Raw genomic sequence first — 19,188 nt, 5'->3', positions numbered from 1 at the left:
CTGTCCGCGCATCGCGCCATACGGAGTGCGAGATCATGTGTCACATTCCGATGAACAAACCCACGCCAACACGTCGGTTCCGGTCAACCTCGCGATGACCGGAAGCCATCTCGCGTGCGAGGTCTGCCGGATCACCGACGCGTCCGGGACACTGAGAGAATTGTGCCGAGAAGTTCCGCCCCGGGAGCGAGAGATGGCGAAATCGGTGCCGGTGCGCTGCCCGGCGTGCCACCGCGAGCACGCCTATGTGCCGCACGAGTTCCCGTGTGCCTGTGGCGCGCCGGTCAGCGTGGCGCCCGCACGTGCCGGGGCGGCCACCGCCGTGCCGGTGCGCCACCGGTCCTGGGCGGGTTCCTGGGCCGAGGTCGACTGCGGCGCCTGCGGCCGTCCGGGGCAGTGGCCGCAGCCGCAGTTCGAGTGCCCCTGTGGGGTGACGGTGCGGCTGTCCCAGGTTGACGAGATCCCCCGGGCGCCGCGCCGCGAGCCCGCCGGGCGGCCGCCGTTCAAGCCGTTGACGATCAGGACGGCGTACGACGCGGCGGCCGGCGCCGCGCACTTCCTGCGCTGGCTCGGCTTCCCCGAGGTGCGGGCCACGGTGCCCCGCGCGGCCGCCGGCGTGGACCTGCGCGGCTTCGGCGTGGTGGGCCTGGTCGACCCGACCACCAGGCCGACCGGGCTGCGCCCGCTGGAGACGCTCTGGCTGCACGGCCTCGCCGAGTCGGCCCTCCCCGTGGCGTTCTCCCTCGCCGGCTACCACCGGGACGCCCGGGCCCGCGCCGACGAACTGCGGCTGCCACTCTTCGTACTCGACCTGACGGGCACCCCACAGCCGGTGAACGCCCCGGCGGAGGAACTGTCCACCCTCGGCGCGGAAGGCCTCCGGCCCGGTAGGCCGGGCCCGCTCTGACGGGGTGTTGAGGGGCGCCCACGGTCTCCGGGCCTGCGGCCCGGGCCCGCCCCGACCGAGTGTTCAAACGGTCATCGCGGCCCCGACGTGGACGGCCCTCCGGCCCCGGCGTGGACGGCCCTCCGGCCCCGGCGGACGGCAGCCACTCGGCCGCCGGGCCGCAGGCGGGTGCGCCGCAGCGCCGAGGGCCTCCGGCCCGGTTGGCCGGGCCCGCTCTGACGGGGTGCTCAAAGGGTTCTTGCGCCCCCCCCGGCCGGTGGCGCCGACGGCCTGCGGCCCGGCAGGTGGCAGCCGCTCGGCCGCCGAGCCGCAGGCGCGGCGCCGGTGGACTCAGGATCGGCGGGCCGAGCCCGCCCTGCCGGGGGGCAGAGGGATTTCCCGCCCCCCGCCGGCGGACGGTAGCCACTCGGCCGCCGGGCCGCAGGCGCGGCGCCGGTGGACTCAGGGCCGGCCGGCCGAGCCCGCCCTGCCGGGGGGCAGAGGGATTTCCCGCCCCCCGCCGGCGGACGGTAGCCACTCGGCCGCCGGGCCGCAGGCGCGGCGCCGGTGGACTCAGGGCCGGCGGGCCGAGCCCGCCCTGCCGGGGGGCAGAGGGATTTCCCGGGCTCCCGGTCGGGCGGTGGCGGCCCGACAGCCGTGGCGCCGGCGGGCCGGGCCCGCCCTGATGCTGTGGGCCGCCGGCCGGCGGTGTCGGCGGTCTGCGGCCCGTAGGGCCGCGTCGCAGCTCAGAAGTCGCTCAAGTTTCGGCCGCCGGGCCGTTCCCTCCTGTTACCGTGAGCCGCCGCCTGCGGCGCGGCCATCGGCCGTTCCGCCGCGGGCGGCCTGCGACTTCATGGAACGACGCGCGGAGTGGCCATGGGCTACGAGGGGTTCACGATCGAAGACGTCCGGCGGTCGCTCGACGACGGGTCGGGGCCGAACGCCTGGGACAGCGGCGAGTCCTTCCTCCGGGAGATCGATCCCGCGGACATGGGCGAGACCGCGCTGGTCTACGCGAGAGCCGCGGGCGAGGCCGAGGGCGCGGGTGAACTCGCCGAGGTCTCCGACCGGTTGGCGGCCGCGTCGGGGGCCAGCGACGGCGCCTCCTTCGTCGAGGCCGAGGAGCGCCTGGCAGAGACCGGGCGCGGGCTCGCCGGTCGGGGCGAGGGCTTGTACGAGGTCGTGGACAGCCTGCGTCTGTCGATGGCGGACGCCGTGGACACCCGTGCCACGGTGCGGAGTTGCCTGCACGACGAGGACGGCCTCTACGCGACGACGCGGCGGCACATCGCCGAGGCCAGGCGGCAGTGGGAGCAGTCGCGGAACGCCGAGCTCTGCGTGCCCGACGACCTGCCGGAGCGGATCGTGGAGTTCCACAAGCGGGCGGCGGTGGACGACGCGCGCACCATCGCGGAGCGGATGTCCGACGCCATCGGCTCCTACCGGCTGCGGATGTTCGCCCGCGCCGGGGAACTCCTGGAGCAGGGCTACGACGTGACGGACGGCGCGCTCGACCTTTGGCTCACCCCGGAGAACGCGCGCTACCTCGCCCGCGGGATCAGGGCCGAGCTGGAGCTGGCGCGGGACCGTCCCGAGGACGTCGACCCCGAGTTCATGCTGCGCAACCTGGAGCAGTTGCGGGCCATCGTCGAGCGGAGCCGGACCTCCTGCGACGGCTTCGGCGTCACCCCCGAGGAGTACGCCTACCTGGACGCGTTCTACGAGGAGGCGGGTGGCGGCTGGGCGTTCGCCCGGCTCGGCTGGCTGCTGGAGCGGCGCGACGAGCTCGAATTCGACCCCGGGGACCAGGACCGGCTGACGGCGGTGGCCGGGGCGTTCGCGGACGGCATGCTGACGGCGTACGGCCGTGACACGGTGCGGATGCCGGAGTCGCTGGCCGACCTGTTCCGGGTCTACAAGGGGCGCCACGACCAGGGGTGGTGGTTCGACTTCGAGCGGTTCGGCGAGGTGCTGGGGCACGCCTCGGTGAAGCCGTCACGGCGGATGGTGGAGGACCTGGTGTCGACGGCGGTGGTGTCGATCAGGTCGCAGCACACCAACACCGGCAGCGACGGGGTGCTGCACGCCGCGCTCCTCAACCCGGAGGCGGCGGGCGACGTCATCCCCGGCTACCAGGAGCCGTGGGCCGACCGGAAGCTGGCCGCGGCACGGGACGGGGACGGGTAGCCGTCAGGCGGCGGTCGGCACGGCCGGGGCGTCGTCGTGGTGGATGGGCAGGGCGCTGCCGGTGAGCGGGACGCCGGAGCCGCCGCGGCGCAGCGCGACGATCTCGGCGGCGATCGAGAGCGCGGTCTCCTCCGGGGTCCTGGCGCCGAGGTCGAGACCGATCGGCGAGCGCAGCCGCGCGAGTCGGCCTTCGGGGACGCCGGCCGCCCGCAGCCGGCGCAGCCGGTCGGCGTGGGTGCGGCGGGAGCCGAGCGCGCCGACGTAGCCGACGGGCAGCGCCAGCGCCCTGGTGAGCAGCGGGATGTCGAACCTGGCGTCGTGGGTGAGCACGCAGATCGCGGTGCGGCCGTCCAACGCCCCGCGCTGGGCGTCCAGATGGCGGTGCGGCCAGTCCACCACCACCTCGTGGGCGGCGGGGAAGCGCGCCGGGGTGGCGAAGACCGGCCTGGCGTCGCAGACCGTGACCCGGTAGCCGAGGAACGCGCCGGCGCCGGCCAGCGCGGCGGCGAAGTCGACGGCGCCGTAGACCAGCATGCGCGGCGGCGGCAGGCTCGCCTCGACGAGCAGCGTGACGGGCCGGCCGCAGCGGCTGCCCTCGGCGGCCAGGCCGACGAGCCCGGTGCGGCCGGCGTCGAGCAGGGCGGCGGCCTCGGCGGCGGCGGTGCGGTCGAGTTCGGGCCGGCCGCCGAGCGTGCCGTCGTGGCCACCACCGGGCCGCACCAGCAGGGCGCCGCCGAGGAGTTCCGGCGGCCCGTCGACGATCCTGGCCAGGGCGAGCGGTTCGCCGCCGCCGGCCGCGGCGAGCGCGGCGGCCAGCGTGGCCCGGGCCGGGGCGGCGGCCCCGACCGGGGTGACCAGCACCTCGATGGTGCCGCCGCAGGTGAGGCCGACGGCGAACGCGTCGTCGTCCGCGTAGCCGAACTGGGCGCGCCGGGGCAGTCCCTCGACCAGCGCCTCGCGGCACAGCTCGTAGACGGCGGCCTCCACGCAGCCGCCCGACACGCTGCCCACGGCCGTGCCGTCGGCGGCCACGGCCAGCGCCGCCCCGGGGGCGCGGGGCGCGCTGCCGCTGACCGAGACGACGGTGGCCACGGCGAACTCCCGCCCCTGACGGCACCAGTCGCGCAGCGTCGCGGCGAGCTCCAGCATCAGGCCACCCCGTCCTGCCCGAGGTCCACCAGGTGTTCGGGGCGGACCGGCACCCGGTGCAGGGCGCGCCCGGTCGCCTGCCGGACGGCGGCCACGATGGCCGGGGTCGCGGAGAGGGTGGGGGCCTCGCCGATGCCGCGCAGCCCGTAGGGGGCGTGCTCGTCGGCGAGTTCGAGGATGTCGAGCGGCATGCTCGGCATGTCGAGGATGGTCGGGATCAGGTAGTCGGTGAAGGAGGGGTTGCGGATCCGGCCGTCGCCGCCGACCACGATCTCCTCCAGCACGGCGAGGCCGAGGCCCTGGGCCGAGCCGCCGTGGATCTGGCCCTCGACGGCCCGCGGGTTGATCGCCTTGCCGACGTCCTGGGCGGCGGCCAGCTCGACCACCTTGACCAGGCCGAGTTCGGTGTCCACCTCGACCACCGCGCGGTGCGCGCAGAACGAGTACTGGACGTGCCCGAAGCCCTGCCCGGTGACCGGGTCGAACGGCTGGGTCGGCCGGTGCCTGAACTCCAGCTCCAGCTCGATGGCCTCGTCCCCGAGCACGTCGACGAGCGGCGCCAGCACCGAGCCGTCCGCCGCGACCACCTTGCCGCCCTCCAACCGGGGCCCGACCTCCGGCCAGCCGTGCCGCTCCCGGCCGCGGCGCAGCAGCTCGGCCCGGACCGCGAGGCAGGTGTTACGGACCGCGCCGCCGGTCAGGTAGGTCTGCCGGGAGGCCGAGGTGGACCCGGCCGAGCCGACGCTGGTGTCGGCCGGCAGGATCGTCACCCGGGTGACGCCGAGCTCGGTGCGGGCGATCTGCGCGTGCACCGTGACGCCGCCCTGACCGACCTCGGCCATCGCGGTGTGCACGGTGGCGACCGGCTCGCCCGCGATCGCCTCCAGCCTGACCCGGGCCGTCGAGTAGTCGTCGAAGCCCTCGGAGAAGCCGACGTTCTTGATGCCGACGGCGTAGCCCACGCCGCGCACCACGCCCTCGCCGTGGCCGGCGTTGGACAGGCCGCCGGGCAGCGCGCGGACGTCGACGCCCGGCGCCCCGGTCGCCGCGTCGACGGTCTCCCACTGCCGCTCGGGCGGCAGCGGGCGCGCCTTCACCAGCCGCAGCAGCTCGGCGACCGGGGCCGGGGAGTCCACCAGCTGCCCGGTGGGCATGGTGGAGCCCTGGCTCATGGCGTTGCGCCGGCGCAGCTCGACGGGGTCGAGCCCGAGGGCGGCGGCGAGCTTGTCCATCTGCGCCTCGTAGGCGAAGCAGGCCTGGACGGCGCCGAAGCCGCGCATCGCGCCACACGGCGGGTTGTTGGTGTAGAGGGCGACGGCCTCGACGCGCGCGTTGGGCACCTCGTAGGGGCCGAGGCCGAGGGAGGCCGCGTTGCCGACGACGGCGGGCGAGGACGAGGCGTAGGCGCCGCCGTCGAGCACGATGCGGGCGCGGACGTACAGCAGCCTGCCGTCGCGGGTGGCGCCGTGCTCGTAGGAGAGCTTGGCGGGGTGCCGGTGGACGTGGCCGAAGAACGACTCGTGCCGGTTGTAGACGATCTTGACGGGCCGGCCGGTGCGCAGCGCCAGCAGGCAGGCGTGGGCCTGCATGGACAGGTCCTCGCGGGCGCCGAAGGCGCCGCCGACGCCGGCCAGGGTGAGCCGGACCCGCTCGGGCGGCAGGCCGAGGACGGGCGCCAGCTGCCGGTGGTCGACGTGCAGCCACTGGGTGGCGACGTGCAGGTCGACGCCGCCGTCCTCGGCGGGCACGGCCAGGCCCGACTCGGGGCCGAGGAACGCCTGGTCCTGCATGCCGACCTCGTACTCGCCGGTGACCACGACGTCGGCGGCCCGGGCGGCGGCGTCCACGTCGCCGGTGACGACGGGCTGCCGGTGCACGATGTTGGGGTGCGCCACGTGGGCGGCGTGCCGGTCGGTGCGGTCGGGGTGCAGCACGGGCGCGTCGGGCGCGGTGGCGGTGGCCTCGTCGTGTACGGCGGGGAGTTCCCGGTAGTCGACGCGGATCAGGGCGGCGGCCCGGCGGGCGATCTCCGGGTGGTCGGCGGCGACCAGGGCGACCGGCTCGCCCTCGTAGCGGACCACGTCCTTCGCGAGCACCGGCTGGTCCTGGATCTCCAGCCCGTAGTGGGTGGCCGCGGGCAGGTCGGCGTGGGTGAGCACGCAGTGCACGCCGGGCACCGCGAGCGCCGCGGCGACGTCGACGGCGAGGATCCTGGCGTGGGCGTGCGGGCTGCGCAGCGTGTGCCCCCACAGCATGTCCTCGTGCCACAGGTCGGAGGAGTAGGCGAACTCGCCGGTGACCTTGAGGATCCCGTCGGGGCGCTCCACCGACTCCCCCACGCCGCCCGGGCTCTCGCCGCCGAGCGCCTGCCGGGGCGGGCGGACGGTCCTGGTCCCCCGGCTCATGAGGGCTCACCGGCGGGTTCGGTGGTGATGGCGGTGGCGGTGCGGGCGGCGGCCAGCCGGACCGCGTCGAGGATCTTCTCGTAGCCGGTGCAGCGGCAGAGGTTCCCGGAGAGCGCCTCGCGGATGTCGGCGTCGGACGGGTCGGGCCGGCGTTCGAGGAGCTCGCCGGCGGCCATCAGCAGCCCCGGGGTGCAGAAGCCGCACTGCACGGCGCCGGCCTCGTGGAACGCCTCCTGGAGGGGGGAGAGCTCGTCGCCCCGCCGCAGGCCCTCGACGGTGTCGACGGCGGCCCCGTCGGCCTGTCCCGCCGCGACTAGGCAGGCGCAGACCAGGTCGCCGTCGAGGCGGACCGTGCACGAACCGCACTCGCCCTGCTCGCAGGCGTTCTTGGAGCCCGGCAGGCCGAGCCGCTCGCGCAGCACGTACAGCAGGCTCTCGCCTGGCCAGACGTCGTCGGCCGTGCGGGGCCGGCCGTTGACGGTGAGTCGGACGCGCATCAGGCGGCCCCTTCCACTGCTTCTCGTGGGTCGCGGCCGTACTCGGCCCAGGTCCAGTGCAGGGTGCGGCGGGCCAGCACGGCGACCGCGTGCCGGCGGTAGTCGGCCGAGCCGCGCACGTCGTCGATCGGCGCGCAGGCGGCGGCCGCGAGCTCGGCGAACCGCCGGGCGGCGGCGGGCGGCACGGGCCGGCCGCTCGCCCAGTGGCCGCCCTCGTCGAGCACGCCGGCCAGGAACTCCTCGGCCGCGGTGGCCCGGACCGGGGTCGGGGCGGCCGAGCCGATGCCGGTGCGGACGGTGCGGGTGTGCGGGTGCAGGGCGAGGGCGAAGGCGCAGACGGCGATGACCATGGCGTTGCGCGGGCCGACCTTCGCGAACTGCTGCGGGCCGCGCGCGGTGTCCACGTGCACGGCGCGGATCAGCTCGTCCGGGGCGAGCGCGTTGCGCTTGGGCCCGGTGTAGAACTCGTCGACCGGGATCAGCCGGCTGCCGCGCACCGAGGCCACCTCGACGCGGGCGCCGGCGGCCAGCAGCGCGGGGTGCGCGTCGCCGGCCGGGGAGGCGGTCCCGAGGTTGCCGCCGACGCTGCCGCGGTTGCGGATCTGCGGGGAGCCGACGGTGTGCGCGGCGAGCGCGAGCCCCGGCAGCGGGCCGCGCAGCTCCTCGACGACGGTCCGGTAGGGGACGGCGGCGCCGAGCCGCACGGTGTCGGGGCCCGCCTCGTGGGCGCGGAGTTCGGGGATCCGGGAGAGGTCGAGCAGCCGGGCCGGGCGGCGGCGGTCGAAGTTGATCTCGACCATCAGGTCGGTGCCGCCGGCCAGCGGCACGGCGTCGGGGTGGGCCGCCTTGGCGGCCAGCGCCTCCTGCCAGCCGGCCGGACGCAGGAACTCCATCAGCGTGCCCTCCAGGCGATCGGCGGGGGGTGGGCGGGGTCTCCTCCCAGTACAGCCGGCAGGGGGCGGTCGCGGGCAGTCACGGATGGGCCGAAGCCACCACCCGTCTCGACGACCGACTCTTGTAGATTCGTACGAAGAAGGGGCCTCGGCAACGATACGGCAGCCATGGGGCAACATCGGGGAAATCGGCGAACGGAGCGCGGCATGCGACTGCGCACGCTGCTGGAGGCGGAGTCGTTCGGGCTGCGGCTGCTGGCCGGCGAGCCCGAGCTCGACCGGCCGGTGCGCGGGGTGATGACGACGGACCTGCGCGACCCGAGCCGCTACCTGCGCGGCGGCGAGCTGGTGCTGACCGGCCTCGCCTGGTGGCGCGGCCCGGGCGACGCCGAGCCGTTCGTGCGGGTCCTGGCCGCCGCCGGGGTGGCGGGCCTCGCCGCCGGCGAGGCCGAGCTCGGCTCGGTGCCCGACGACCTGACCACGGCCTGCGCGCGGCTCGGGATGCCGCTGTTCGCGGTGGGCGAGGAGGTCAGCTTCGTCGACATCACCGAGTTCGTGGTGCGCCGGGTGTCGGGCGAGCGGGCCGGCGACCTGGCGGCCGTGGTCGACCGGCACCGGCGCCTGATGGCGGCCGGTCCCGCCGGCGGCGGCCCGGGCGCGGTGCTCGACCTGCTCGGCTCCGACCTGGACCTGCGGGCCTGGCTGCTGTCGGCGACCGGCCGGCAGATCGCCGCGACCGGCGGCCGGCCGCTGCCGGCCGGCGTGGGCGGCGCGCTGGCCGAGCGGCGGCTCGCGGCCACCCGCGCCGGCCACCGCGGCCCGTCCCGCACGGTGCTGGACGGCGAGGTGTACTCGCTCTTCCCGGTCGGCGAGGACGAGACCGACCCACGGCGGACGCTGCTGTCCGGCTGGCTGCTCGCGGTGCGCGCCGACGCCCGCGACTGGCCGGCCGAGCGGCTCGACCTGCTGGACGGCGTGGCGCGTCTGGTCGCCGCCGAGCGGGACCGCCGGGAGGCGACGCGCACGGTCCAGCGGCGGCTGGCCACCGAGGTGGTGGAGCTGGTCTCGACCGGCGCGCCGCCGGCCGAGGTGGCGGCCCGGCTGCGGGTGGTGGCGCCGCTGCTCGGCTCCCGGGGCGCGGAGCCCGAGTGGCAGGTGGTGGCGGCCCGGGTGGAGTGGCCGGACGCGGAGTTCGACCTCGGCCAGGTGGGGCGGGCGCTGCTGGAGGAGTTGCTGCCGGCCGCGGCCGTGACGCACCGCGGTGGGGAGGCGGTGGCGCTGGTGCCGCTGCCGGTACGGGACACCCCGTTGACGGCGGCCGCCGTGCTCGATCCGGCGGGGGCCCCGCTGGCCGCCGGGCTCGGCGCGGAAGGGCGGCTCACCCTCGGGGTGAGCGCGGCCGTGCCGTCGGCGGAGGCGCTGCGCGGCGCGGTCGAGGAGGCGCGGCACGCCCGCCGGGTGGCCGCGGCCAGGGGCGGCCGGGTGTCGGGCGCGGGCCACGAGGAGCTGGCCTCGCACGTGCTGCTGCTGCCGTTCGTCCCGGACGACGTGCGGCGCGCGTTCACGGCCCGGCTGCTCGAACCGCTGCGCGCCTACGACCGGCGGCACCGCTCGGAGCTCGTGCCGACCCTCCGGGCCTTCCTGGCCGCCGACGGCTCCTGGACCCGCTGCGCGGCCGACCTCCACGTGCACGTCAACACGCTCCGCTACCGGATCGGCCGCATCGAGCATCTGACGGGCCGCGATCTCGGGCGTCTTGAGGACAAGCTGGACTTCTTCCTGGCACTGCGTCTCGATCCGCCGAGGTGAACTCCGCCCCGCCGGGCCGACGCTGAACCGATTCTCCTTGTGATTTCTTTCACGCAGCCCTCTTGGCCCGGCGCCACGCCTCGTGCTGAGATGCATTCATCTCAGCACCACCTGGCACCACCAGGCACCACCATCGGCTCGACGAAGCGCCACGGGAGGGCATGTGACGGAGACCGCCGTACCACATTCCGTCAGGACGGCGGGCGGTGATCCACTCGACAGCGCGGTGTGGCGGCTGCGGTCGAGGGGCTGTTGGGAGGACGCGGCCGCGCTGGTCGAGCCGCGCGCGGCGGCCGAGCCGCGGGCGGCCCTGCGCCGCGCCGAACTGCTCGTGGAGCGCTGCATGTTCACCGGGGAGGGCTGGGGGCGGGCCGAGGAGGCGCTGCGGGCCGCGGAGTCGCTGTCGCTGGACGACGAGGAGCGCGGCGCGGCGGCGTGCGAACGCGGCTACCTTGCGTACGCGTCGACGCTGCTGCGGGTGCGGGACCGGGCCGACGAGGCGCGCGCCGCGCTCGGCCGCTCGGCGGCGCTGCTCGCGCCCGACTCGCCCTGCCGACCACTGCTCGACTTCCGGCGCGGGTTGATGGCGGAGCACGTCAGCGGCAACCCCCAGGCGGCCGAGGCCGGCTACCGGCGAGCCCACAACGAGGCGCTCAACCGGGGCGACGCGCTGCTCACCTCCTACACCTGGCGCCACCTGGCCGCGCTCGAACTGCTGGCCGGCAACCCGGCCGAGGCCAGGCACGGCTTCGCCGAGTCGCTCCGGCTGCGCGAGGAGACCGGCTTCCTGGTCGGGATAGCGCCGGCACTGGTGGCACTCGCCGAGGTCGAACCGGAACCCGAGTCCACCCGGCTGCGCGCCGAGGCCGCCCGCCTCTTCCGCCTCCTCGACGGCGTCCCCCGCTGGCTGTCCGCCCACCTCCCACCCCCCGGAGACACGTAGCACCTGCCGGCGCGGGCTTGGCAACCACGCACCCCACTCGACGCCGCGGGCAACGCGGCGCGGCCCGCCGGCGGCCGCACGGCGCGGCGCTGGCCGGCGCCGGAAGGGCGACGGTCCGGCCGCGGTCGCCGCGCGCCGCGCCGCGGCTTTCGCGCCGCAGGCGCAAGGCCGCAGGCGGCAGACAACCGAGCCAGTCGGCGCGCCGCGTGGCCTGGCGGCCGCGCCAGGCCACGTCGGCGGGACGCGGCTTCGCGCCACAGGCATCACCGCTTCGCGCCGCAGGCGTCACCGCTTCGCGCCGCAGGCACGGCGCGCCGCGGGCTATCGGTAGCCGTGTTCGGCGCGGTCGGGGTCGGCGCCGAGGTGGTGGGTGGCAAGGCGTTCGACGGCGACCAGGTCGCCGGAGCGCAGCGCGTCCAGCAGCGCGGCGTGTTCGAGCGCGTCGGCGAGGAGCTGGGCGGTGCCGGGGCGGGTGCCCTGCGCGGCCGGCGTCTGGGACTTGCGGTGTAGGTCCTCGGCGACGAGCACCAGCTGGCGGTTGCCGGTCAGCGTCAGCAACGCGCGGTGGAAGCCGCGGTCCGCCTCGGCGTACGCCGCGCGGTCGCCGACCGAGGCGGCGGTGACGGTGGCCTCGGCCAGCGGGCTCAGCTCGTCCCACCGCTCCGGCGGCACGCTCCTGGCGAGCCGCAGGATCGCCGGCACCTCGAGCGCGGCCCGCACCTCGGCGAGTTCCGCCGCGTCCCTGGCGCTGTGTCCCGCGACCCGGAAGCCGCGGTTGGGGACGGTCTCCACCGCGCCCTCGCTGACCAGCCGCTGCATGGCCTCCCGTACCGGCGTCGGCGAGGTGCCGTAGCGCTCGGCGAGCGCCGGGGCCGAGTACGTCTCGCCCGGCTCCAGCTCACCGGTGGCGAGGGCGTCCCGGAGCGCGGCCAGGACCTGCGCGCGCACGGAGTGGCGCTCGGGCAGTGAGCGCGGCCGGACGGGCAGCGGCGGCCGAGCGGTCCGCGGCGCGGGCCGCTCGGCCGCCGCGTACCGCGGGTCCTGGTACCCGGGGTCGAGTCGAGTGGGCTCCATCGTCCGCTCCGTCCGCTCCCTGCCGCTGGTCCCCACCTCACAGGACCCTAGGCCGAGTTGGCGTCACAGCAAACCCCGGAGGCGCCCCCGGGAGGGATCAGCTAAGGTAAGGCTTACCTGCTCGCTCGAGAACGGTGGCTCCATGACCGTGCCCGCGCTCGCCCCCGCAGTCCACCGGAAGGCGGCGGCCGCCACGCCCCTCACCCCCGCGTTCGCGCGCGTCGGCGAGGCGATGCCCACGCTGCAGATCGTGGAGGAGGAGCCGGCCGGCGCCGGCTGGGTGCGCGGCAGCGAGCTCGCCGCCGGCGGCGCGGCCTTCGAGGCGTTCCTGGCCCGCGACGACGAGCAGGCCCTGGAGACCTACGGGCGGCGCGCCCGTCCCGACGTCGTGGCCGCCTTCGCGCTGCACCGCTACGCCTGGCCGGCGGCGGCGCTGTTCACCGTGCCGTACTTCCTGCTGCGCCGGGTGCCCTGGCTGGCGCCCGAGGACGTGGCGTTCCAGCGCGACGAGGGCCGGGTGGCCGTCCGCACCGGCGCGTTCAGCTGCCTGCCCGACGACCCGGCGGCCGGCGACCCGGCGGCCAGGGTGGTGCCGGACGAGGAGGCCCTGCGCGCCGCGGTGCGTGAGGCGGCGGCCGAGCACCTGGGCCCGGTCCTCACCGCCTTCGGGCCGCGGATGCGGCGCCGGAACCGGGCGCTGTGGGGCGTGGCGACGGACGAGTTGGTCGAGTCGCTGTGGTACCTCGGGCACCTGTTCGGCGAGGAGGACCGCGCCATCGCCGAGGCCGGGCGGCTGCTGCCGGGCGCGACCGCGCCCTACTCGGGTGGTGCGTCGTTCCGCTCGTTGACGGCGCCGGCGGGCGAGGAGTTGACGACCAGGGACCGGGCGAGCTGCTGCATGTTCTACACGCTGCGCCCTCAGGACACCTGCGTCACCTGCCCGCGCACGTGCGACGCCGAGCGGGTCACGAGGCTGACCGCAAGCATGTAACAGATTGCGTACCAGCCGGCGCAACTTTCCCTTGTTTACCACCCGTTGGTGGGATTCTGCCCGGAATCGGGGTGACCGGGCCTCCGGTAGCATCAGGATGCTCCGCAGCGGCTCACAGTGACACCACGGAATCAGCACACGCACGGCGCAATCAGCACACCCAGGCAAGGGGCACCCCTATGACACTGACGGACATAGAGACAGGCTGGGTAGTGGCGGGGGCCGTCCTCCTCGGCGGCGCCTTCCTCGCGGTGTTCCTGCTGACCAGGGGCAAGGGACCGTCCGGCGAGCACGCCGACCAGGGTGACTCCTGGGAGCGCCTGGAAGCCCAACGTCGGCGTCGCGAGCGGGCCTACGCCATCGCCTCCTACACGCTGCTGTTCTGCTGCGCCGGGGTCGCGGCCGCCCTGTCGTTCCAGGGCCTGGTCGGCTTCGGCCGGGAGAACCTGAACCTGTCGGGCGGCTGGGAGTACCTGGTGCCGTTCGGCCTCGACGGCGCGGCGATGTTCTGCGCGGTGGTCGCGGTCCGCGAGGCCAGCCACGGCGACTCCTCGATGGGCTCGCGGATGCTGGTGTGGCTGTTCGCCGGCGCCGCCGCCTGGTTCAACTGGGTGCACGCGCCGCGCGGCATCGACAACGCGGGCGCCCCGCAGTTCTTCGCCGGCATGTCGCTCTCCGCGGCCATCCTCTTCGACCGGGCGCTCAAGCAGACGCGGCGCGCCGCGCTGCGCGAGCAGGGCCTGGTGCCGCGGCCGCTGCCGCAGATCCGCTTCGTCCGCTGGCTGCGGGCGCCCCGCGAGACCTACGGCGCCTGGTCGTTGATGCTGCTGGAGAACGTGCGCACGCTGGACGAGGCGGTCGAGGAGGTCCGGGAGGACCGCAGGAACAAGGAGGCGGCCCGCAAGCGGCAGCGCGAGGAGCGGGCGCTCGAGCGGGCGCGCCTGAAGGCGCTGCGCCGGGTGGGCCGCGGCCAGCCGCAGGCGTTGGAGGTCGCGGTGTCGCAGCAGTCGGGCGAGCCGGCGGCGCTGGAGTCCGGCGCCGCGAGCAAGCGCCGCGCGCTGCACGGGCCGGCCGACGACGTCGCCGACCCGATCTCGACGGCGGCCCCCAGGCTCGACTCCCTGGAGGAGAAGCTGGCCCGCATAGAGCGGCAGTTCGGCTGAGCGGACGCTCAGTCAGCGGTGGCCTGGGCCGTGAGCGCGCCCTCCAGACGGAGGAGGGTGACCTTGCGGTCCAGGCCACCGGCGTATCCGGTGAGTGAGCCGTCGGCGCCGATGACGCGGTGACAGGGCCGCACGACCATCAGCGGGTTGGCGCCCACCGCGCCGCCCACGGCGCGGACGGCGCGTGGCGAGAGCCCGGCGAGCTCCGCGACCCGGCCGTAGCTGACGGTCTGGCCGTAGCCGATCCGGTCGAGCGCGTCCCACACGCGGCGCCTGAACTCGGTGCCGCTGGGCGCCAGTTCCAGGTCGAACTCGGTCAACTCGCCGGCGAAGTACGCGTCGAACTGCTCGCGCACGGCGCCGAAGCCGGCGTCGTCGCGCCGCCAGTCGGCGGCCACCGTGGCGCCGCCGCGCTGACCCGGCACGCTGACCGAGGCGACGGCGCCGGGGCGGGGCCCGGCGATCAGCAGGTCGCCGAGCGGGCTCGGGTGAACGGTGTAACGCATGGTCGGTCAGTCCTCTCGATCGGTCGGGGACGGCTCCCCGGCCCACAGGTGGTGAACGGCGTAGGAGCGCCAGGGGCGCCACCGCTCCGCCGCGTCGCGGTCCGCGCCGATCCGGGCGAGGCCGTGCCGGACGCCGGCGTCGCCCGGCAGGAAGACGTCGGGGTCGCCGAGCGCGCGCATCCGCACATAGCCGGCCGTCCAGGGGCCGATGCCGCGCAGCGCGAGCAGGGCCTGCTCGGCCGCGTCACGGTCGGCGCCCGGCGCGAGCGTCAGCGCGCCGTCGGCGAGCGCGGCGCCGAGCGTCCTGATGGTGGCCCGGCGGGCCTCCGGCATGCCGAGCTCGGTCAGCGGGGCCTCGGCCAGGGTGGCCGGCTCGGGGAAGAGATGGGTGAGCCCCCCGCTGGGCGCCGGCAGCGGCTTGCCGTAGGCGGCGACCAGCGTGCCGGCCAGGGTGCGGGCCGAGGCGACGGTGATCTGCTGGCCGAGCACGGCGCGCACCGCCAGCTCCTCGGGCTCGGCCGCGCCCGGCGAGCGGAGCCCCGGGCGGGCCCGGGCCAGGGCGCCGAGCGCCGGGTCGGCGGCGAGCCGCTCGGCGACGGCGTAGGGGTCGGCGTCCAGGTCGAAGAGGCGGCGGGCCCGCTGCACGGCGGTGGTCAGGTCGCGCAGGTCGGTGAGGTGGACGCGGCAGGGCAGCCAGCGGGCGCCGGCCTGGCCCGGGGACTCGTCGACCTCGACGATGCCGCTGCCGTGCGGCAGGTCGAGCGTGCGGCGGTAGGTGCGGGCGCCAGGCGCTCCTGAGACCTCCTCGATGCCGGCGATGGCGCGCAGCGCGAGGAAGTCGAAGATCGCGCGGGCGTCGTAGGGGCCGCGGTGCGCCAGCCGCAGCGGGACGTCGCCCGCCGGGCCGCCGCGGGCCGCCGCGGCGCCGCGCTCGCTGGCCCGCAGCGCGCTGGGGGTGCGGTCGTAGGCCGTGCGGATCGTGTCGTTGAACTGCCGGACGCTGGCGAACCCGGCGGCGAACGCGACCTCGGTGATGGGCAGGTCCGTGGTCTGCAGCAGGACCCGGGCGGTGTGCGCGCGCTGGGCGCGGGCCAGGGCGATGGGCCCCGCGCCCAGCTCGGCGGTGAGCTGCCGCTGCACCTGGCGCGCGCTGTAGCCGAGCCGGTCGGCGAGGCCCGCGACGCCCTCGCGGTCCACCACGCCGTCGGCGATCGCGCGCATCGCGCGGCCGACGGCGTCGCCCCTGGCGTTCCACTCCGGCGAGCCGGGCACCGTGTCGGGGCGGCAGCGCCGGCAGGCCCGGAACCCGGCGGCCTGGGCGGCCGCCGCCGAGGGGTAGAAGCGCACGTTGACGCGCTTGGGGGTGGTCGCGGGGCAGCTCGGCCGGCAGTAGATGCCGGTCGTCAGCACGGCCGTGAAGAACACCCCGTCGAAGCGCTCGTCGCGGCTTCTTATCGCCTCGTACCTGCTGTCATCGTCCATCACGCTCCCCAGTCTGCGCCGGGCCAGGGGGCGGTGCTAGCGGGAATCGGACATGGACGTGCGGTGTTCAGGGGGCGAGGCGCGCGGGGAAGCCGCCGGTGGCGATCGGGCCCCAGCGTTCCGGCGTGATCCTGATCAGCGACTTGCCCTGGCGGACCATCGCGGCCCGGTACTCGGCCCAGTCGGGGTGGTCGCCCGCGATGTTGCGGTAGTACTCGACGAGCGGCTCGACGGCCTCCGGCACGTCCAGCACCTCGGCGGTGCCGTCGATCTGCACCCAGGGACCGTCCCACTCGTCCGAGAGCACGACGACGCTCACCCGCGGGTCGCGGCGGGCGTTGCGCGTCTTGGCGCGCTCCGGGTAGGTGGCGATCACCAGATGCCCCGCGTCGTCGACGCCGCAGGTCAGCGGCGAGGCCTGCGGGGTCCCGTCGGACCTGCGGGTGAGCAGCAGCGCGCGGTGGCGGGGGCGGACGAAGTCGAGCAGCCGGGCCAGGTCGACCGGGGTGTTGGTGGCGATCGAAGGACTCATGGCGCAGCAGACTACGCGCCCCGCGAGCAGGCGCGGCGGCCGGTCCCGCGCTCGCGGGACCGGCCGCCGACGCACGCCGCGATCAGGCCGCGACGGCCACCCTGGGCGACTCGGCCGGGGCCAGCGCCAGCTCCAGCACCTGGCGGACGTCCGTGACCGGGTGGACGTCCAGCTTCGCCAGGATCTCGGCCGGCACGTCGTCCAGGTCGGGCTCGTTCCGCTTGGGGATGATCACGGTCGTCATCCCGGCGCGGTGGGCGGCGAGCAGCTTCTGCTTGACGCCGCCGATCGGGAGGACCCGCCCGGTCAGCGACACCTCGCCGGTCATGGCCACGTCGGGCCGCACCCGGCGGCCGCTGAGCAGCGAGGCGAGCGCCGTGGTCATGGTGATGCCCGCGCTCGGCCCGTCCTTCGGGACCGCGCCCGCCGGCACGTGCAGGTGGATGCCGCGCTCCCGCAGGTCACCGACCGGCAGCTCCAGCTCGGCGCCGCGCGACCGCAGGTAGGAGAGGGCGATCTGGCCCGACTCCTTCATCACGTCGCCCAGCTGCCCGGTGAGGGTGAGCCCCGAGCCGCCGGTCTCCGGGTCCGCGAGCGACGCCTCTATGTAGAGGACGTCGCCTCCGGTGCCGGTGACGGCCAGCCCGGTGGCCACGCCGGGCACCGCCGTGCGCCGCTCGGCCGGGTCCTGCGCGGACTCCGGCACGTGGTGCGGGCGGCCGATCAGGTCGCGCAGCGAGCCCTCGGTGACGGTGAAGGGCAGGGTGGTCTCGCCCAGCTCGGCGCGGGCCGCGACCTTGCGCAGCAGCCTGGCGACGGTGCGCTCCAGGGCGCGGACGCCCGCCTCCCTGGTGTACTCGCCGGCCAGCCGGCGCAGCACGCCGTCCTCGACGGTCACCTCACCGGCGTCGAGTCCGGCCCGCTCCAGCTGGCGCGGGACCAGGTGGTCGCGGGCGATGACGACCTTCTCGTCCTCCGTGTAGCCGTCGAGCCGCACCAGCTCCATCCGGTCCAGCAGCGGCTGCGGGATGGCCTCCAGGGCGTTGGCCGTGGCCAGGAACACCACGTCCGACAGGTCGAGCTCGACCTCCAGGTAGTGGTCGCGGAAGGTGTGGTTCTGCGCCGGGTCGAGCACTTCGAGCAGCGCGGCCGAGGGGTCGCCCCGGTAGTCGCTGCCGACCTTGTCGATCTCGTCGAGCAGCACCACCGGGTTCATCGACCCGGCCTCCTTCACCGCCCGCACGATCCGGCCCGGCAGCGCGCCGACGTAGGTGCGCCGGTGGCCCCTGATCTCCGCCTCGTCCCGGACGCCGCCGAGCGCGACGCGGACGAACTTCCGGCCCATGGCGCGCGCCACGGACTCGCCGAGCGACGTCTTGCCGACGCCGGGCGGGCCGACCAGCGCCAGCACGGCACCGCCGCGCCGCCCGCCGACCACCCCGAGGCCACGGTCGCCGCGCCGCTTGCGGACGGCCAGGTACTCGGTGATGCGCTCCTTCACGTCCTCCAGGCCGGCGTGGTCCGCGTCCAGCACGGCCTTGGCGCCGGCGATGTCGTAGGCGTCCTCGGTGCGGACGTTCCACGGCAGTTCGAGCACGGTGTCCAGCCAGGTGCGGATCCAGCTGCCCTCCGGGCTGGCCTCGGAGGCGCGCTCCAGCTTGTCGACCTCCTTGAGCGCGGCCTCGCGCACCTTCTCCGGCAGCTCCGCGGCCTCCACCCGGGCCCGGTAGTCGTCACCCTCGCCCGCGGCGTCGCCGTTGAGCTCGGCCAGCTCCTTGCGGACGGCCTCCAGTTGGCGGCGCAGCAGGAACTCGCGCTGCTGCTTGTCGACGCCGTCCTGCACGTCCTTGGCGATGGACTCGGCGACCTCCTCCTCGGCCAGGTGGTCGCTGAGCAACTTGGTGGCGAGCTTCAACCGCTCCACCGGGTCGACGGTCTCCAGCAGCGTGCGCCGCTGCTCGACGCTGAGGAACGGCGAGTAGCCGGCGTTGTCGGCCAGCGCGCCGATGTCCTCGATCTGCTGCACCCGGTCCACGACCTGCCAGGCGCCGCGCTTCCGCAGCCAGCTGGTGGTCAGGGCCTTGTACTCCTTGGCCAGCTCGGCGACGCTGCCGGGCAGCGGGTTCGGCGCGGCCTCCTCGACCACGGTCCCCTCGACCCAGAGCGCGACGCCGGGGCCGGTGGTGCCGGAGCCGATCCGCACCCGGCTCACGCCGCGCACCAGCGCGCCGGGGTCACCGTCGGCGAGCCGCCCGACCTGCTCCACCCGGCCCACCACGCCGACGCCGGCGTAGGTCCCGTCCACCCGTGGCACGAGCAGGACCCGCGGCTTCTCCCCTCGGGGCGCCGCGGCCTGCGCGGCCTCCACCGCGCCCCGCACCTCGGCGTCCTTCAGCTCCAGCGGCACCACCATCCCCGGCAGCACCACCTCGTCGTCGAGCGGCAGCACCGGCAGGGTGAGCTTGTCCAGCGACAGACTCATGATCTCTCCCTCGGCAGGCAAATTGAGCTATGCCGACTCAATGTCGAACGCTCCGCGGATGTTCCCGAGACGGCGGGCTGTTCGCCCACAGCGATCCCGGCCTGGCGGCCTACCGCCGACGACGGCCCGAGGCCGCCGGGTCTCCCCCCCCCCCCCCCCCACCCCCCCCCCCCCGAGCCCCCCCCCCGG

15 protein-coding genes are annotated in these 19,188 nt (G+C 75.9%); 6 read left to right on the top strand and 9 right to left on the bottom strand.

Annotation, left to right across the window (positions count from 1 at the left end):
• The first annotated feature begins 193 nt into the window (after nucleotides 1-193).
• Nucleotides 194-907 carry a hypothetical protein gene (locus tag RNC47_RS27955; RefSeq protein ID WP_311602656.1) on the top strand — a complete coding sequence of 238 codons (714 nt, stop codon included), beginning with the start codon at nucleotides 194-196 and terminating at the stop codon, nucleotides 905-907.
• Between the two features lie 855 nt (nucleotides 908-1,762).
• A complete protein-coding gene (locus RNC47_RS27950) occupies nucleotides 1,763-3,073 on the top strand; it encodes a hypothetical protein (RefSeq protein WP_311602654.1) in 1,311 nt (436 codons plus the stop codon).
• Between the two features lie 3 nt (nucleotides 3,074-3,076).
• On the opposite strand, the gene RNC47_RS27945 is transcribed toward RNC47_RS27950, so the two are convergent.
• The 4 genes from RNC47_RS27945 to RNC47_RS27930 are packed head-to-tail and all read right to left on the bottom strand — an operon-like array spanning nucleotide 3,077 to nucleotide 8,017.
• Nucleotides 3,077-4,222: an XdhC family protein gene (locus tag RNC47_RS27945; RefSeq protein WP_311602652.1), complete on the bottom strand. Its 1,146-nt coding sequence runs from the start codon at nucleotides 4,220-4,222 to the stop codon at nucleotides 3,077-3,079.
• On the bottom strand, nucleotides 4,222-6,627 hold the full coding sequence (gene pucD, locus RNC47_RS27940; RefSeq protein WP_311602651.1) for a xanthine dehydrogenase subunit D: 2,406 nt from the start codon (nucleotides 6,625-6,627) through the stop codon (nucleotides 4,222-4,224). Before pucD ends, RNC47_RS27945 begins: the two co-directional genes overlap by 1 nt.
• Nucleotides 6,624-7,124, bottom strand: a complete 501-nt coding sequence (locus RNC47_RS27935) for a (2Fe-2S)-binding protein (RefSeq protein WP_311602649.1) — start codon at nucleotides 7,122-7,124, stop codon at nucleotides 6,624-6,626. The genes pucD and RNC47_RS27935 overlap by 4 nt, the downstream gene beginning before the upstream one ends.
• Nucleotides 7,124-8,017, bottom strand: a complete 894-nt coding sequence (locus tag RNC47_RS27930; protein WP_311602647.1) for an FAD binding domain-containing protein — start codon at nucleotides 8,015-8,017, stop codon at nucleotides 7,124-7,126. Before RNC47_RS27930 ends, RNC47_RS27935 begins: the two co-directional genes overlap by 1 nt.
• Nucleotides 8,018-8,224: 207 nt before the next feature.
• Between RNC47_RS27930 and RNC47_RS27925 the strand changes: the two genes are divergently transcribed.
• Nucleotides 8,225-9,826, top strand: coding sequence for a PucR family transcriptional regulator (locus RNC47_RS27925; protein ID WP_311602646.1), 1,602 nt, complete (start codon nucleotides 8,225-8,227; stop codon nucleotides 9,824-9,826).
• Nucleotides 9,827-9,989: 163 nt separating this feature from the next.
• A complete protein-coding gene (locus tag RNC47_RS27920; protein WP_311602644.1) occupies nucleotides 9,990-10,769 on the top strand; it encodes a hypothetical protein in 780 nt (259 codons plus the stop codon).
• Between the two features lie 321 nt (nucleotides 10,770-11,090).
• Here RNC47_RS27920 and RNC47_RS27915 read toward each other — a convergent pair whose 3' ends face one another.
• Nucleotides 11,091-11,843 (bottom strand): GntR family transcriptional regulator, encoded by a 753-nt coding sequence (locus RNC47_RS27915; protein ID WP_311602642.1) that lies wholly within the window; start codon nucleotides 11,841-11,843, stop codon nucleotides 11,091-11,093.
• A 142-nt stretch (nucleotides 11,844-11,985) separates the two neighbouring features.
• On the opposite strand from RNC47_RS27915, the gene RNC47_RS27910 reads away from it, so the two are divergent.
• Both RNC47_RS27910 and RNC47_RS27905 read left to right on the top strand, forming a co-directional pair.
• The gene (locus RNC47_RS27910) at nucleotides 11,986-12,834 is read left to right on the top strand and encodes a (2Fe-2S)-binding protein (RefSeq protein WP_311602641.1); all 849 of its coding nucleotides are present in this window, start codon (nucleotides 11,986-11,988) and stop codon (nucleotides 12,832-12,834) included.
• Between the two features lie 179 nt (nucleotides 12,835-13,013).
• Nucleotides 13,014-13,997 (top strand): DUF2637 domain-containing protein, encoded by a 984-nt coding sequence (locus tag RNC47_RS27905; protein ID WP_311602639.1) that lies wholly within the window; start codon nucleotides 13,014-13,016, stop codon nucleotides 13,995-13,997.
• Between the two features lie 8 nt (nucleotides 13,998-14,005).
• Here RNC47_RS27905 and RNC47_RS27900 read toward each other — a convergent pair whose 3' ends face one another.
• The 4 genes from RNC47_RS27900 to lon all read right to left on the bottom strand — a co-directional run bounded on the left by RNC47_RS27900 (nucleotide 14,006) and on the right by lon (nucleotide 18,999).
• Complete coding sequence (locus RNC47_RS27900) at nucleotides 14,006-14,503, bottom strand: methylated-DNA--[protein]-cysteine S-methyltransferase (protein WP_311602638.1); 498 nt, start codon at nucleotides 14,501-14,503, stop codon at nucleotides 14,006-14,008.
• A 6-nt stretch (nucleotides 14,504-14,509) separates the two neighbouring features.
• A complete protein-coding gene (locus RNC47_RS27895; protein WP_311602697.1) occupies nucleotides 14,510-15,985 on the bottom strand; it encodes an AlkA N-terminal domain-containing protein in 1,476 nt (491 codons plus the stop codon).
• Between the two features lie 67 nt (nucleotides 15,986-16,052).
• Nucleotides 16,053-16,517: a PPOX class F420-dependent oxidoreductase gene (locus RNC47_RS27890; protein ID WP_311602636.1), complete on the bottom strand. Its 465-nt coding sequence runs from the start codon at nucleotides 16,515-16,517 to the stop codon at nucleotides 16,053-16,055.
• Nucleotides 16,518-16,599: 82 nt separating this feature from the next.
• Entirely contained in the window at nucleotides 16,600-18,999 is a 2,400-nt protein-coding gene (lon, locus tag RNC47_RS27885) for an endopeptidase La (protein WP_311602634.1), read from the bottom strand.
• Between the last annotated feature and the right edge of the window lie 189 nt (nucleotides 19,000-19,188).

This window comes from Streptomyces millisiae (assembly GCF_031845425.1).
In the GTDB taxonomy this organism is placed as follows: Bacteria; Actinomycetota; Actinomycetes; order Streptomycetales; family Streptomycetaceae; genus Streptomyces; species Streptomyces millisiae.
The sequence above is the reverse complement of the archived record's forward strand: the minus strand, read 5'-3'. Positions and strand labels throughout refer to the sequence as shown.